Origin of the sequence: Bauldia sp. (assembly GCF_020442045.1) — a bacterium.
Taxonomy (GTDB): domain Bacteria; phylum Pseudomonadota; class Alphaproteobacteria; order Rhizobiales; family Kaistiaceae; genus Bauldia.
Genome location: NZ_JAGRLA010000053.1, coordinates 1 through 14876 on the forward strand (window position 1 = coordinate 1; position 14876 = coordinate 14876).

The window sequence follows — 14876 nt, forward strand, 5'->3', positions numbered from 1 at the left end:
CAAGATCCTCGTCCAGTTCGACCTGGTCGGCATTCCGCCCGCGCCGCGTGGTGTGCCGCAGATCGATGTCACCTTCGACATCGACGCCAATGGCATCGTCAACGTCTCGGCGAAGGACAAGGGCACCGGCAAGGAACAGCAGATCCGCATCCAGGCGTCCGGCGGCCTCAGCGACGCCGACATCGACCAGATGGTCAAGGACGCCGAGGCCCATGCCGACGAGGACAAGAAGCGCCGTGCCCTGATCGAGGCGAAGAACCACGGCGAGGCCCTGGTCCATTCGACCGAAAAGACGTTGGCCGACTATGGCGACAAGGTCGCGGAAGCCGACAAGTCGGCGATCGAGGCGGCGGTTGCCGAGCTCAAGACGGCGATCGAAGGCGAAGACGTCGCCGACATCGAAGCCAAGACCAACGCCCTGGCCCAGGCGTCGATGAAGCTCGGCGAGGCCATGTACCAGGCCGGTCAGGCCGAGGGTGATGGCGACGGCGAGGCCACCGGAGCCGAGACCAGCGGCACCAATGACGACGTCGTCGACGCCGACTTCGAGGAAGTCAGCGACGACGATCAGCAGAAGTCCGCCTGACGACGGAGCAGGACGATGGCCCGCACCCGGGGAAGCGCGGCAAGGCGTTTTCGGGGTGCGGGCTTTGCTTTTTTTGGCTGGCGCGGACATACCGTGACAGGGCTGCGCCACCGGGGCTGATTTGGGACGAATGGAAAAACGCGATTTCTACGAGGTGCTCGGCGTCTCCCGGACCTGCGACGGGGGCGAGTTGAAGAGCGCCTACCGCAAGCTCGCCATGCAGTTTCATCCGGACCGCAATGCCGGAGACCCGGCAGCCGAATCCAAGTTCAAGGAAGTCAACGAGGCCTACGAGGCGCTGCGCAGCCCGGAGAAGCGCGCCGCCTATGACCGCTTCGGACATGCCGCATTCGAGAATGGCGCCAACGGCGCCGGCGGTTTCCACGCCGATTTCGCCTCGTCCATGTCGAGCGTCTTCGACGACATCTTCGGCGAGTTCATGGGCGGCGGCCGTCGCGGCGGGCGCTCGAGCCGCGAGCGCGGTTCGGACCTGCGCTACAACATGGAGATCGGCCTCGAGGAGGCCTATGCCGGTAAGACCGCGGAGATCGAGGTCGACGCCAAGGCAACCTGCTCCACCTGCTCGGGCTCGGGATCGCGGCCTGGCTCCAGCCCCAAGGTCTGCCCGTCCTGCGAAGGCCATGGCCGGGTGCGCGCCGCCCAGGGATTCTTCTCGATAGAGCGGACCTGTCCCACCTGCCACGGGCGCGGCGAGGTGATAGCCGATCCGTGCCCGGAATGCTCCGGTGCCGGGCGGACGACCGAACAGCGCAAGCTCAGCGTCAACATTCCAGCCGGCATAGAGGACGGTACGCGGATACGCCTCGCCAACGAGGGCGAAGCGGGCCTGCGCGGCGGACCGGCCGGCGACCTGTACATTTTCCTGTCGATCCAGCCGCATGAGTTCTTCCAGCGCGACGGCGCGGACATCTTCTGTCGCGTCCCGATCTCGGTGACGACGGCGGCGCTCGGCGGCGAGGTCGAGGTTCCGACCATCGATGGCGGCAAGACCCGGGTCCGGGTCCCCGATGGCGCCCAGACCGGCAAGCAGTTCAGGCTCAAGGGCAAGGGCATGCCGGTGATGCGGACCTCCAAGGTCGGCGACATGTACATCCAGGTCGTCGTCGAGACGCCGCGCAACCTGTCGCGCCGGCAGCGCGAGTTGCTCGAGGAATTCGAGAAGGCGTCCTCGGCCGAAACCCACCCCGAATCGACGGGCTTCCTCGCCCGCGTTCGTGACTTCTTCAGCGCCTGACAGCCAGAAGGCAGGGAAACAGCGGTTCCATGCGCGACCAGATTCGATTCCTGAAAGGCCTCGCAGCACGGCCGCGCATGACCGGCGCCATCGCGCCTTCAGGGGCGGCGCTGGCGCGGCGGATGGCGAGCCATGTCGATCCGCGAGGCACGTTGCCGGTGATCGAGCTCGGCCCGGGCACGGGGGTCGTCACCAAGGCGCTGATCGAGCGCGGGGTCGCTCCCGAACGCATCATCGCCATCGAATACAGCCCGGATTTCTGCCAGCTTCTGGCGCAGCGCTTCCCCGGCATCACCATCATCCGCGGCGACGCCTACGACCTCGACGGATCGCTCGATGGCCGGGCGGACCGCATCGCCAACGTCGTTTCCAGCCTGCCGCTGGTCGCGCGTCCCCTCGAGGACCGCATCCGGCTGATCGAGGCCGGCCTCGCCAAGATGGAACCCGGCACCCCCTTCATCCAGTTCTCCTACACCTTCAAGGGGCCGGTGCATCCGATCCCTGACACATTCAGGGGGGAGGCATCGGGCTGGATCTGGACCAACATGCCGCCGGCGCGCGTCTGGCTCTATCGCCTGCCGTAGCCTGACCCGAGGCCTTATCCGGGCGGCCCGACCGGCCCGCCATGGCCCGTCCCCGACAATCCCGGGCGGTCCAGCCCGAGGAAGCCAACCGGCTGGCGCGTCGAACCGTCGAGCGTCAGGTCGGCAAGAATCTCGCCAAGCACCGGAGCGAACTTGTAGCCGTGGCCCGACAGGCCGGCGACGATGGCGACATCGGCGTGCCTTGGATGCCGGTCGACGATGAAGTGCTCGTCCGGCGAAAGAGTGTAGTAGCAGACGGCGTGGCGGACCGGCGTCGCCGAGACGCCCGGCAGACAGTCCCGCACAAAAGCGGTGACCCGCTCCAGATCGTCCGGCTCGATTCCCTTGTCGTCGCTCAGCGGGTCGGCGATATCGGTGCCGCGGGTATGCTCGGCAACCTTGACGCCGCCACGGCCGACCTGCGGGAAGCCGTAGAAGAGACCGTCCGGAGTCTCGAAGAAGAAGCACGGACAGCCCTCGTCGGCGGCGTAGCGTGGATCGTCGCAGGCGAACCAGTGGAGATGCTTGCGGCGGACCGTCAGCGGTATGGCGAGCCCGGACAGGAGCTCCGACGCCCAGGCTCCGGCCGTAACCACCAGCCGGTCGGCCCGATACCGGTTGCCGGTCGTCTCGACGACGACGCCACCCTCGGTTGCCCGCCAGCCGACGACCGCCTCGCCTGATACGATCGCGGCACCGGCGGCTTCAGCCATCCGCAGATGGGCGAGCACCGATCGTTCGACGAAGAGAAAGCCGGCGTCCGTCTCGAGGACGCCGACCGCGCCCTCGGGAAGCCGCATCGGAGGCTGCGGTGAGGCCTCACCACGCGTCACGTCGTCCAGCGGCAGCGCGTAGCGGCGGGCGGCTTCCCGGATGCCGGCGATCAGGCGCCCTCCCGCCGGGCCCGCCTCGAGCAGGCCCACCCGCTGGAAGAGCGTCTCGCCGGTCGCTGCTTCCATCTCGTCCCACAGGACATAGGCGCGCTCCAGCAGCGGGACGTAGTCGGGGTGCTCGAAATAGGCCTTGCGGATGATCCGGGTCTCGCCGTGGGAGCTCCCCTCGGCATGACCGCCGGGGAAGCGATCGAGGCCGAGCACCCGGGCGCCGCGGCGGGCGAGATGATACGTGGCTGCGCTTCCGATCCCGCCGGTGCCAATAACGATCGCGTCGTAAGTGTCCATTCACCCCCTTCCCTTGCTCGTCCTTCCAAGGACCGGTCCCGTCTTCCGCTCACCGCCCGAACGTGTGATGGTCTGCGGACTCGCATGAGAGCACGAGTCCAGCCGCCGACAAAGGAGACGAAGCCATGTCGATATCGCTCGAAGCCGCCGCCGAGGTCATGCGCCAGGCGATGCGCGACACGGTCAGACGTCATTCGCTGTGGTACCTGATCCAGGGCGGGCTGATGATCATCGGCGGCATCCTGGCGCTGATCTACCCGGTGATCTCCTCGGTGGCGGTGGTGGCGCTGCTCGGCTGGGTGCTGATCATCAGCGGCATCGTGCAGGGCATCAGCATCATCGGGGCACGCTCGGTCCCCCATTTCTGGCTGCAGCTCGTCTCGGTCGTGCTGTCGATCATCGTCGGCATCCTCTTCCTGTCGAACCCGGCCGAAGGCCTGCTGACGCTGACCTTCCTGCTGATCGTCTTCTTCATGGTCGAGGGCATCTCCAAGATCATCTTCGCACTGACCATCCGCCCCTTCCCCAATTGGGGATGGGTTCTCGGCTCCGGCGTGATCGGCGTCCTGATCGCGATCTTCCTGCTTGGCAATCTCAGCGGCGCCGCCCTCTGGCTGCTTGGCATCCTGCTCGGCATCCAGCTCATCGCCGAAGGGGCGGCGATCGGCTACCTCGCCTGGCAGGTGCGACAGGAGGGCAAGCCGCCGAAGCCGCCAATCGCCCCGAGCGCACCACCGCCGTCGTCGACCACGCCGCCGCCCGCCGCCCCCTCGGCCGGTGCTTCGCCTGACGCATAGGCGACAAGGTTCCAGCGGCGACCATGGCCAAAATACTTCACCTCGCGGCCGCCGTGCTTGCGGTCCTGACGCTCGCCGCGGCACCGCTCGCCGCGCAGATGGGTCCATCCCTGATGGGCCGCACGGTGACGCTGAAGGTGCTGACCTATGACGATCGGAACGCGCCTCTCTACGAAAGTGCCTCGCATTCCGCCAAGGTCACCGACGCGACCGAGTTCGGACTCCGTCGGGAGGGCGTCCAGAACGACATCGATGTCGTGCCGATCCTCATCGATGTCGAGGCGTCGCGGATCGAGTTCGACTATTCGATCGCCGAGCCGGGCGAGCTCGCTGAAGCGAAGTTCAACGGCTATGTCCTCGACTTCGGCGGCGACTGCAATCTCTTCTGGGGCGCGCGTGTCGATCGCGACTTCTCGACCTTCCCGATGACCGAGAACCGCATCTTCTTCGACAAGGGCACGCTTTATGTCGACGTGTCGGGAATGACCTTCGACCGCGAAAGCCGGTTCGCCATCGATCTCGACCTGTCGGGCTGCGGCACGGCCTGACAGGTCGCGCCGCATGCGTCCGTGCCTCAGGCCCTGGCTTCGGGCATTGGAATGTCGGCGCCCTCCATCCAGCGCAGCGACCCCGGCGTCGTCAGCATCTCGCCGGTCTCGAGCAGGGTCTTCAACCCGGAAAGCACCATCGGCCAGCCGCCATAAAGCTGGTTGTTGGCGCCTTTGCGGAGCTGGTCGTGGACGACCCGGAGCAGGCAGGAATCGCCGACCGGCTCGATCTCCCAGGTGATCCGCGAGGTGCCTTCCGCCCTGACATCCTCTCCCCACAACGCGCGGAAGCTCTGGACCAGGCGCCGCGGCGGGTCAACCTCGAGATTCTCCCCCTCGAAGATCAGCGCGCCGCCGCCATGGCTCTGGTAGCGGGAGCCAGGCGTCCAGTCGGATGTGACGAGCGCGCCGAAATTGTACTTGGCCCGCATTCCCGTGTCGGTGATCGCGGTCCACAGGCGTTCGGGCGTCGTCTTGATGTAGATCTCGAATACCTTTTCCATCGTCTTCTCCTCGGGGTTTTCAAGGTCGCGCTTGAGGTCACTGAGAGCAGCAACGAAAGGCGCTGTGTATTTGCTGACCCACCGGTCGTGGACCAGGCGGATCGGCACCGGATTGAGGAAATGGAGCTTCTCGCGTCCGCGCCGGCGAGCCACCACCAGGCCGGCATCCTCGAGAATCTTCAGATGCTTCATCACGCCGAAGCGGGTCATCGGCAGCCGCGCTTCGAGACTGCTCAATGTCTGCCCGTCTTCCCGAAACAATTCGTCCAGAAGACTGCGGCGGGTGGGATCGGCAAGCGCCTTGAAGACATCGTCCATGGACACCTAATAGGTGACCATATGGTCACATGTCAAGCCTGACCAGGCCATCGCGCGGATGACGGTGCGGACTCACCCTGTGCGCGCCAAGCGGGAGGCACGGTCAGAGACCGACGCCGCGGAGAACGGAAGCTGGATGCCAGGCAGACAGAAGGGGCCTGTCACGCCGGCCCCTTCGCCTGACCCGGTGTCAGGGCTTTTCCCAGTGGCCGGACTTGGCCGAGCGGAAGATCGCGTCGAGGACGCGGGCCTGCCTGATCGCGTCGGCGACGCCGTAGACGAGCTTCTCCTTGCCGCGGACGACGCGCGAGAAATGCTCGCCCTGGAGCTGGTACTGGTCCGCCTTGGGCAGCTTGATCGCCTTGGCCGAGGCGTCGGCAAGCTGCTTGCCGTTGTCGAGATAGATCTTCATGGCACCGCCCTGGGGCGCGTTGAAGGGGATCTCGACTTCGACCCGTCCCTTGTCGCCGAGGATATGGACGCGCTGGTAAGGCGTCGCCTGGGTCGAGACGGTGAAGGTCAGGTGCCGCCCCTTGCCGAAATCGACGACGGCGCTGGCAAGGCGATCCGTCTTGAATTTCGGATCGCGGTCGATCACCGCCATGCAGCGCACCGGCTCGGCGCCGAAGACGAAGCGCGACACGACCACCGGATAGCAGCCGATGTCGTAGATCGCGCCGCCGCCGATATCGGCCATGTTGCGCACGTTCTTCGGATCGACATTGTGATAGGTGAACAGCGACTGGATCGCCCGAAGGGTCCCAAGCTTGCCGCTTTGCGCGAGATCGCGCGCCTTCAGCCACTGCGGATGATGGCGGACCATGAAGGCCTCGGCGATGTGGACCTTGCGTCCGGCGGCGGCCAGCAGCTTCGCCTCGTCGGCCGACATGGCAATCGGCTTCTCGCACAGCACGTGCTTGCCCCTGGCCGCGGCCTCGAGGGTCAGCGGGACATGCAGGTGGTTCGGCAGGGGATTGTAGACCGCCTCGATCTCCGGATCGTTGAGCATATCCTCGTATGATCCATAGGCGACAGGGATGCCGAGCTTCTTCGCCCAGCGCCGGGCCGTCGGGAGGGTCCGCGACGCGATCGCGCGGATTTCGATCTCCTTGCTCTTCATCATTCCGGGCAGGACCTTGGCCACGCCGATATCGGCAGTGGAAATCACTCCCCAGCGAACCGGTTCTTTCCTTGTCGCGCTTTTCGCCACCTCGTCGACCTCCCGAAGGTTGGTGTCTGCTCGCCGGATCCACCGGCGAACCTGCCGCGCTAGCCGGTTACGCGCGGCATTGCAAGTGTGGCGAAGCGGGCGAGCGATGGAAACCTGCCGCGATGGTTGCCCGGCGAGCGAGCCAGGCGATCGATTGCGGACATCCAGACTCTTGCGCCTTTGATTCAAATGGATTCGAATCGTGAGTGATTCGCGTAGGAAGCGTCACGAGCGATTCATGCAACAGGGCGTCCCCGTCGCCCACAGCTTTGAAGAAACGCAATTGGTGAACAGATCCATCCTGGTCGTATTCCTCCCCGAGGAAGAACCGGCAGCGGCGTGGGCGGTCGGTTCCCTGCTCCCGCAGATCGAGGACGGAGACACGCTCCTCCTCCTCCACAACGGCGCCAAAGACCGATCCTTCGCGGAAAAATACGCCAGGCTGCCGGGCGTCCGCTTTTTCGAACAGTGCGACAACCTTGGCGTCGCCGGTGGCCGGAATTTCCTTCTGCGCCAGCCGGAATGCAGGGAGTCGGACCTCGTCTTCCTGGTCGACAGCGACGCGATCGTCCCGTGCGACTACCTCCGGAAGATGACGGAATTCATCGATGCGACCCCCGACGCCGGGGTGGTTGGCCCCGTCGCACTCAGTTTCCCGTACCTCCGCCAGAAGCTGAGGGGAGCCGGATTCTTTCCTGGCGGAACCGGCGGGCCGGTTTCGCTCTTCGGGGACGAATTCGACACCGCGGCGATCCGCAGCCTGATCGCTGGAAACCTCTACGAAGACGCTGTCGACCATATCGGCACGGCGCCGGAATGGCGAAGGGCATATCTCTCGCAGGAACTCTTCCTGGAGACCGTGGAGACCATGTGCCACGCGCCGGCCGTGGAGGGTTTCCATGGCTCGCTGAAAAACGACGCGCAGAGCCTTGCCCGCCTCTCCGATGGCGCCGGACATCTGGAAGTGGGGAATGTCGCGGGCTGTTGCCAGGTCTTCCGGCGCAGTCTGATCGACGAGATCGGCTATCTCTGCGATCTATACAATCCATACGGGTTCGAGGATGTCGATTTCAGCATCCGGGCGATCACCCATGGGAAACGAAACTACACGACGAACGCGACCTACCTTCTCCATCGAACCGATCTGAGACATGCCACCCGTACCTTGCCGCAGCAGCGTTTTCGAAATCGCTGCAACGACAGCCGCGTGCGGACGATTTTCGAATTCAGGTGGGCGAGGACCGATTTTCCGGCGGTGACCGTTCGCCGATTGATCGGCCGTTACCTCGTCGAGAGTGGCAAATCCAACGACGCGAGGGAGAATATCCTCGCGGCTCTGTTCGGCGTCCGGAGGGCGCTTCTGCAAATCGCCGCCTATGAAGGCCCCGGTCTCAGCGCGGCGATCAGGCAAGGCGGCGACCCCTTTGCCGCTTTCGAGCGCTTGCTGGAAGAGCCTTCGGCCAAGGTTGCCGAGCCGTCAACGAGGGTGGCCGCGTAGGGCAGCAGGGGTAGAGAGTGAAAGAAAACGCTCTTCCCGCCGAAAGGGCAACGACCGGGCCGGACCCGCTTCGCGCAGAGGCAGGCCGTCGCATGGATCGGCTGTTCGCCACCTTCGGCGAGAAGATGGCGAGTCTCGCCTCGGACGACGCCGTGGAAGCCATCCTCGATCGCAAGAATCGGGAAATCGGACGGCGTGACGAAACGATCGATCGGCAGCGGACCGCCATCGAAAACGCCAGGGGCGAGCTGTCACGCCTGAAGCAGGCGCTCGCGGAAAGCCGGAGTCAGCTGCAGGCGAGCCGGAAGCAGGTCTCCGACAAGAACGCGATGATCGCCGTACAGGCCGCCAGGCTTCGACAGAAGTCGGATCGCCTGACCGCCTTGAAACTCAAACACGCGCGACTGAAAGCCGAGGCTTCGAAGCTGAGACGGGCCAGGGCGGAGTTGCGCCGGAAGCTGAAGGCGCGTCGCGACCTCGGCTATTATGTCAACAAGCTGCTCGCCGGATTCCGCACACGGAAGATGCATGAAGGCGACGGCGCCTGACGATCGCGTTCAGCGCGCCATTGCGCGCCTCGATCGCCTTGCACGCGGCGCTTAGCCCGAAATCCACCGGGACCGCGCCGGAATTGACCAGCGTCGCCAGACCGATGGCGCCGGTTGCCGTCATGACGGGGGCGACGAGTCACCGGACCCCGTTCCGCGCCCCTCCGGCAGCGGATCGAAAAATTCCGGGGCGAATTCCTGCGAGATCGTCAGGTGTTCGCGCATCAGGGCAGCCGCCACCTCACGGCGACCGCCGGCAAGCGCCTCGAGGATGGCGATATGCTCCTCACATGAAATACGCAGGCGGCGGCTGTCCGGCGTGGTGAGAATCTCCGTAAGGCGGCGGAGCAGGTTCTGGCGTTCGATGGCCTGGGCGAAGAATTCGTTGCCGCAGGAAGCGCCGATAAGGTGGTGAAACTCGAGGTCGGCATCGACCATCTCGGCAACGGTCGCGCTTTCGCGCGCAAGCAATTCCTCGTGGCGCCGGCGCGAACGGGCAGCGAGTCGTTGATTGAGCTCGAAGGTATCGAGGAGGATGGCCGCCGGCTCGATCGTAAGGCGGAAGCGGTAGCTGTCGTAGAAGGCCCTGGCGGTGGCAAGGTTGGGCCCGAGTCGCCAGCCCTTGCCGGCAAGGCGGGTGATCACGCCGTCATCGGCGAGGCGCTTGAGGACGCGCCCGACATCCACGCCGCGTCCGCCATACCGGCGGAGCAGTTCCGCGGTCGTGACGGAATCCGCTATCTCGCCATTATACCAGTCCGTGGCGATGACCCGGTACAGCTCGTCGCTGCCGGAGGCCGGAAGCAGGGGAGCGCTCTCGCCGAGGTCACGGCCCGAGATCGAAAGGAAGAAGCCCCGCTCCGGCCGCTGCTCGACGATCCCATGGCGACGCAACAGGTTGAGAGCACCACGAACCGGCGACCTCGACAAGCGGAACATCGAGCCGAGGTGCTGCTCCTTGAGATGGTATCCCGCCGGCAGCTCGTTCTGCACGACCCAGCCGACGATGGCATGGGCCGTCTCCGCCTGGAGAGCGCTGGGCGATGCCGGATCAGGCATTCTCGAATCCCCTCTCGATTTCCCACTCCGTGACCGCGCGGCGTGTCGCCCCCAACTCCTGCCGGGCATGATGCAGGATATGGGCGTGACAAGCGGCACCGAAGGCCTCGACGGCGAAGACCGATCCGGCGAAGCGCGCGGTTGCCTCGGTAAGATCCGCCGGCAGCGGAAGTGCATCGCGAGGCTCGACATCGCCGCGCTTCTCGGCCGCGAGCTCGAGGCCGGCATCGACGCCGGCGAGGCCGGCTGCGATGAGAGCAGCATAAGCGTGATACGGGTTGATGTCGGCGCCCGGCGAGCGCAGCTCAAGCCGTGGTCCGCCTCGCCCCGCGATCAGCCGGACCATGGCGGTGCGGTTGTCCCAGCCCCAGGTGGCCGCCAACGGCGCGTAGGAGCCAGGTACAAGCCGCTTGAAGGAATTGGCATAGGGGGCGAGCATCAGGGTAAGTTCCGGCAGGTGACTCAGGATACCGGCGACGAAGCCCCGGCCGAAAGGGCTTAGCTCTTCCGCCTCGCCAAGGAGATTCTCCCCACTTTCGCCGGCCAGCGACAGGTGGATGTGCCCGCCGGACCCCGCGCCGTCCTCGAACGGCTTTGCCATGAAGGTGACGGCGCGGCCGAGCTTGTGACCGCAGGCCTTGACCACATGCTTGAAGACGACGTGATCGTCCGCGGCAGCAAGCAGATCGGCCGGTCCGACATTGACCTCAAGCTGTCCGGCGCCACCTTCCGTCTGGATCTGATCAACGACGATCTCCGACGCTTGCAGTGCGCGCTCAATTTCATCGGCGAACGGGGCGATGACCGATGCGACGATCACTTCATTGTCGCCGGAGCGGTGGTAGACGGGCCTCAGCTCCCTGTATTCCCCGGCATGGACGTCGCCGTAAGCCTGGTCGAGGACATAGAATTCCAGTTCGGAAGCGGCGCGTCCAACGACTCCGCGCTCCACGAGACGCGCGAGCTGGGCCTTGAGGATGCTGCGTGGCGATTCCGGTATCGCTTCGCCGGAGGGCGCCAACCCATCGCAAATCACGTGCATGACCTTCGGCTCCGTCGGCAACACGAAGGCGGCGGCGGGATCGGGAGACAGGAAAGCGTTGCGGAATCCGGCATGGGGCCCCGCGACCTCGAAGCCGGACAAGGGACGGCCGGCCGGATCGCAGATCAGAAAGAAATCCGGCATGCCGAGGCCATCCGCGACGATCCGCTGCCATTCGTCCGCCCGTCGCTTCTTGCCGAGAAGCCGGCCGTAGAAATCGGGCGTGGACAAGACGACGTGGGTTGCGCCCGACAGGCAATCCGCAGCGGATCTCATGCCGAGACCTCACCTCCGTCCACGGGAATGGAGGCGCCGCTGACATAAGAGGCAAGCGGCGAAACGAGGAAGACGCAGACATCGCCGATCTCCGCCGCCGTCGCGTTGCGGCGGAGAGGCGTGACCCCGTTGTAGCGGCGCCGGATCGCCTCCGGCGCTTCGCCGGACAGGGTCCCAAGCCGTGAATAGACGTCATCGAGCATTGGCGTATCGACACTTCCCGGACAGACCGAATTCACCCGGATGTTCTTCGGACCGAGCTCATGGGCGAGAGCCTCGGAGAGCCGCATCACGCCGGATTTTACCGCACAATATATGCCCCAGTTGGCGCCAGCGCGAAAACCCGCCTGCGAGGCGATGAAGGTCAGCGACGTGTCCGGCCCCAGCCTCCGGGCGGCCTCGCGACCGACCAGGAAGGCACCGAGGAGATTATTGTCGGACGCGGACTGGAACTCGGCAAGGGAGGTATCCGCCACCGGGCCGACGATCAGGTCGCCGGCGGAATGGATGACGTCGGTGACAGGACCGATGGCTTCAAAGCATGCCGCCACCGCCTGTTCGTCCGTCACATCGAGCGGAAGGATGCCCGCCGTGGCGCGCTTGTCGGTCCGGATCACGTCCGCGCCGTGGCGCTCGAGCGCGTCCGAGATACCGATGCCGATGCCGCCCGCGGCACCGGTCACCATAACGCGCCTCTCTTCGAGAAGGGTGGATGACAATGTCTCTGATTTCGGAATGCTTGTCGGTTGCACAGGGCTGCCTAATTCACTGTCGTTTGCATTTTGTTGCTTGATAATACAAAAACATTCGATAGGCTAGCGCTCATTGGAGTAGGGAGCTCCGGGAGATCGAAGACGTTGGACCACCGCGCGCGAACCGGACCTCAGGGCACATCCGGAGCCCTTGGTATGGTCGACTGGGAGCACTCGTCCCTCGCAGTCGAGGACATGGACGTGGCGATGCGGTTCTTCCATGCAGCCTTCGGCTTCGAAGAAATCTTCTCCGAACGCGGGATGTCCGGCCAGATCGCGGACATTACAGGCTCTGACGGAATGACGTGCAATCTCGTCCAACTCCGTCAGCCGAACGGTAGCCATGTGCTGGAGCTGATTGCATTTACCCCGGCAGACGGCCGGCTGGAGGCCGATCCGCTCCCGGTCCGCCCCGGCGCGTCGCATGTCGCTTTCAAGGTGGCGGATCTTGCCGCCGCCACCCGTGCCGCGGAAAAGCTCGGCGCCGTCGTCCTCGGCAAGCGGACGTCCTTCGACGACGGGCCGGCGATCTACTGCAGGGTGCCGGGCGGAGCCTTCGTCGAATTGGCGGAGGCGCCGTCGACATGATCAGCAACGCTCCGCTTCTCGATCACTATACGCTGATGTGGCGGATGCGCGCTTTCGAGGAGGCCTGCCTGGAAGGATTCAAATCCCGCGAAATACACGGAGAACTCCATACCGGAATTGGCCAGGAAGGCATCGCGGCGGGGATCGCGCCTCACCTGCGGCGAAGCGATGGACTGGTCAGCACCCACCGCAACCACCTCCATGCGCTGGCCAAGGGCGTTGATCCGTCGGCGCTGATGGCGGAGATTTTCGAGAAGGAGACGGGGCTCTGCCGCGGCCGCGGCGGGCACATGCATCCCTTCGACACCTCGACCAATTTCTCCGCGACGGGGATCGTCGGGGCATCGCTGCCGGTCGCACTGGGATACGCCTATGGCTTCGCCAAGGAGGCGCGCGACGATGTCGGTATCGCCGTAACCGGCGACGGCGGCGTCAACCACGGCACTTTCCACGAATGCCTGAACATGGCGGCGGCCTGGCGATTGCCTCTGGTCATCCTGGTCGAGAACAACAGCTACGCCATCTCGGTTCCGGCAAGTGCCGTCACCGCGCCCAAGGCGCACTGGGAACGGGCCGCGGCCTATGGGGCGAAGGGCTGGTCGGTGGACGGCACGGACGTGGCGGCGGTCGACGGCGTCTGCGGCGAGGCGATCGCCTATGCCCGGGCGGGCAATGGCCCCGTCGTCGTCGAGGCCTTCTGCCACCGCTTCCGGGGCCACTATGAAGGCGATGCCGACAGCTACCGACCGCGCGCCGAACGGAACAGGATGCGCGACGAGGGCGATCCGATCACCAAGGCCGAGGCAGCGCTCCGCGAAGCGGGCCTGACCGCGGAGCTGCTCGACCGGACCCGGGACGAAGCCAGAGCCGAGATGGGCGCGACCCTCGAAAAGGTGCGGGCCGATGCCATGCCCGACGCCTCCACCGCCCTCGCGTATCGTTTCGTCGGGGAGGACGCCGCGTGAATGCGCCCGCCAAGAAGATTCCGACAGTCTCATTCCTGATCGCCGAGACGATCGGTCGCGAGATGGAGCGTGACCCGAGCATCCTCGTGCTCGGCGAGGATGTCGGGGGCCTCGGTGGTGTCTTCAACTGCACGCGCGGCCTGCAGGAGCAGTTCGGGGAATGGCGGGTGCGGGACACGCCCATCGCCGAAATGGGCTTCGTCGGCATGGGCGTCGGCCTGGCGATGAGCGGATACCGGCCCGTCGTCGAGATCATGTTCGCCGATTTCCTGGGCGTCTGCCTCGAGCAGATCGTCAATGCGGCGGCGAAGATCCCTTACATGTCGGGCGGCCGGGTCACGATGCCGCTGGTGATCCGCACGGCTGCGGGCAGCATTGGATCGGCGGCCCAGCACTCGCAGTGCCTGTGGGGCATGATGGCCTATTGGCCGGGGCTCAAGGTCGTTGCGCCATCCTGCCCGGCCGACTATCGCGGCCTGACCGCCAGCGCGCTCCGCTCCGAGGATCCGGTCGTGATCTTCGAGCACAAGAGCCAGCTCAACCGGAAGTCGGATCTCTTCGCCAGGCCGGATATCGGGCCTCAACCGGAGCATCTCGTGCCGATCGGCAAGGCGTCGCTTGCCCGCGACGGCACCGACGTGACGATCGTGACGATCAGCGCCGCGGTCGAATGGGCGCTCAACGCGGCAGAAAGCGTCGCCGGCGAAGGCATCGACGCCGCCGTCGTCGACCTGAGGTCGCTGGTGCCGATGGACATGGAGACGGTGACGTCATCGCTCGCGAAAACCGGTCGACTGCTCGTCGTCGACGAGGATTTCCGCAGCTTCGCGATGTCGGGCGAAGTGGTGGCGCGTGCGGTCGAGGCGATGGGGCCGGGCGCGCTTCGCCAGGTGCGGCGGCTGTGCATGCCGGACGTGCCCCTGCCCGCTGCGAAGTCCCTCGAGGATGCCGTGATGCCCGGGCCGGAAAAGATCGCCGCGACGTTGCGAGACATGGCGGAAGGAGCCTGACCGATGATGATCGACGAGACGACGCCATGTGCCACCTCCATATCGACCTCCGCCGGATCCGCGCCGGGCTGGGGGATGCGCACCGGAGATCGTGAAGGTTTTGCCCGACCAGAATTACATAGTATTTTGATCTAGCATAATACAGACTTCTTCTGG

Annotated in this window: 16 protein-coding genes; 10 read left to right on the plus strand and 6 right to left on the minus strand. The window is 65.5% G+C overall.

Annotation, left to right across the window (positions count from 1 at the left end; translation table 11 throughout):
- From KDJ86_RS06180 to KDJ86_RS06190, 3 genes are all read left to right on the plus strand, one after another.
- A partial coding sequence (locus KDJ86_RS06180; RefSeq protein ID WP_291744017.1) for an Hsp70 family protein occupies nucleotides 1–586 on the plus strand: 586 nt, incomplete at its 5' end.
- Nucleotides 587–716: 130 nt separating this feature from the next.
- Nucleotides 717–1841 carry a molecular chaperone DnaJ gene (gene dnaJ, locus KDJ86_RS06185; RefSeq protein ID WP_291744019.1) on the plus strand — a complete coding sequence of 375 codons (1125 nt, stop codon included), beginning with the start codon at nucleotides 717–719 and terminating at the stop codon, nucleotides 1839–1841.
- 29 nt (nucleotides 1842–1870) lie between these two features.
- Nucleotides 1871–2425, plus strand: coding sequence for a class I SAM-dependent methyltransferase (locus tag KDJ86_RS06190; protein WP_291744021.1), 555 nt, complete (start codon nucleotides 1871–1873; stop codon nucleotides 2423–2425).
- Nucleotides 2426–2439: 14 nt separating this feature from the next.
- Here the strand turns inward: KDJ86_RS06190 and solA are convergent, their stop codons facing one another.
- Nucleotides 2440–3606: an N-methyl-L-tryptophan oxidase gene (gene solA / locus KDJ86_RS06195; protein ID WP_291744023.1), complete on the minus strand. Its 1167-nt coding sequence runs from the start codon at nucleotides 3604–3606 to the stop codon at nucleotides 2440–2442.
- A 125-nt stretch (nucleotides 3607–3731) separates the two neighbouring features.
- On the opposite strand from solA, the gene KDJ86_RS06200 reads away from it, so the two are divergent.
- Complete coding sequence (locus KDJ86_RS06200; RefSeq protein ID WP_291744025.1) at nucleotides 3732–4403, plus strand: HdeD family acid-resistance protein; 672 nt, start codon at nucleotides 3732–3734, stop codon at nucleotides 4401–4403.
- A gap of 23 nt (nucleotides 4404–4426) precedes the next feature.
- Nucleotides 4427–4951 (plus strand): hypothetical protein, encoded by a 525-nt coding sequence (locus KDJ86_RS06205; RefSeq protein WP_291744027.1) that lies wholly within the window; start codon nucleotides 4427–4429, stop codon nucleotides 4949–4951.
- Nucleotides 4952–4977: 26 nt separating this feature from the next.
- Here the strand turns inward: KDJ86_RS06205 and KDJ86_RS20565 are convergent, their stop codons facing one another.
- Nucleotides 4978–5772: an ArsR/SmtB family transcription factor gene (locus tag KDJ86_RS20565; RefSeq protein ID WP_367116758.1), complete on the minus strand. Its 795-nt coding sequence runs from the start codon at nucleotides 5770–5772 to the stop codon at nucleotides 4978–4980.
- A 190-nt stretch (nucleotides 5773–5962) separates the two neighbouring features.
- Nucleotides 5963–6982: a Gfo/Idh/MocA family protein gene (locus KDJ86_RS06220; protein ID WP_291744029.1), complete on the minus strand. Its 1020-nt coding sequence runs from the start codon at nucleotides 6980–6982 to the stop codon at nucleotides 5963–5965.
- 286 nt (nucleotides 6983–7268) lie between these two features.
- Here KDJ86_RS06220 and KDJ86_RS06225 point away from each other — a divergent pair, with 286 nt between their 5' ends.
- Both KDJ86_RS06225 and KDJ86_RS06230 read left to right on the plus strand, forming a co-directional pair.
- On the plus strand, nucleotides 7269–8480 hold the full coding sequence (locus KDJ86_RS06225; RefSeq protein ID WP_291744031.1) for a glycosyltransferase family 2 protein: 1212 nt from the start codon (nucleotides 7269–7271) through the stop codon (nucleotides 8478–8480).
- 92 nt (nucleotides 8481–8572) lie between these two features.
- Entirely contained in the window at nucleotides 8573–9028 is a 456-nt protein-coding gene (locus tag KDJ86_RS06230) for a hypothetical protein (protein WP_291744033.1), read from the plus strand.
- A gap of 120 nt (nucleotides 9029–9148) precedes the next feature.
- Here KDJ86_RS06230 and KDJ86_RS06235 read toward each other — a convergent pair whose 3' ends face one another.
- From KDJ86_RS06235 to KDJ86_RS06245, 3 genes are read right to left on the minus strand one after another with little or no spacing between them, the layout of a single operon-like run.
- The gene (locus tag KDJ86_RS06235) at nucleotides 9149–10087 is read right to left on the minus strand and encodes a GntR family transcriptional regulator (protein WP_291744035.1); all 939 of its coding nucleotides are present in this window, start codon (nucleotides 10085–10087) and stop codon (nucleotides 9149–9151) included.
- On the minus strand, nucleotides 10080–11405 hold the full coding sequence (locus KDJ86_RS06240; RefSeq protein ID WP_291744038.1) for a glutamine synthetase family protein: 1326 nt from the start codon (nucleotides 11403–11405) through the stop codon (nucleotides 10080–10082). The genes KDJ86_RS06235 and KDJ86_RS06240 overlap by 8 nt, the downstream gene beginning before the upstream one ends.
- Nucleotides 11402–12088, minus strand: coding sequence for an SDR family NAD(P)-dependent oxidoreductase (locus KDJ86_RS06245; RefSeq protein WP_291744040.1), 687 nt, complete (start codon nucleotides 12086–12088; stop codon nucleotides 11402–11404). The genes KDJ86_RS06240 and KDJ86_RS06245 overlap by 4 nt, the downstream gene beginning before the upstream one ends.
- A gap of 225 nt (nucleotides 12089–12313) precedes the next feature.
- On the opposite strand from KDJ86_RS06245, the gene KDJ86_RS06250 reads away from it, so the two are divergent.
- Genes KDJ86_RS06250 through KDJ86_RS06260 form a run of 3 tightly spaced genes read left to right on the plus strand, consistent with a single transcriptional unit; the run spans nucleotide 12314 to nucleotide 14720 of the window.
- The gene (locus tag KDJ86_RS06250) at nucleotides 12314–12745 is read left to right on the plus strand and encodes a VOC family protein (protein ID WP_291744042.1); all 432 of its coding nucleotides are present in this window, start codon (nucleotides 12314–12316) and stop codon (nucleotides 12743–12745) included.
- Nucleotides 12742–13710 carry a thiamine pyrophosphate-dependent dehydrogenase E1 component subunit alpha gene (locus KDJ86_RS06255; protein WP_291744044.1) on the plus strand — a complete coding sequence of 323 codons (969 nt, stop codon included), beginning with the start codon at nucleotides 12742–12744 and terminating at the stop codon, nucleotides 13708–13710. The genes KDJ86_RS06250 and KDJ86_RS06255 overlap by 4 nt, the downstream gene beginning before the upstream one ends.
- Nucleotides 13707–14720, plus strand: a complete 1014-nt coding sequence (locus KDJ86_RS06260) for an alpha-ketoacid dehydrogenase subunit beta (RefSeq protein WP_291744046.1) — start codon at nucleotides 13707–13709, stop codon at nucleotides 14718–14720. The genes KDJ86_RS06255 and KDJ86_RS06260 overlap by 4 nt, the downstream gene beginning before the upstream one ends.
- Nucleotides 14721–14876 lie beyond the last annotated feature (156 nt).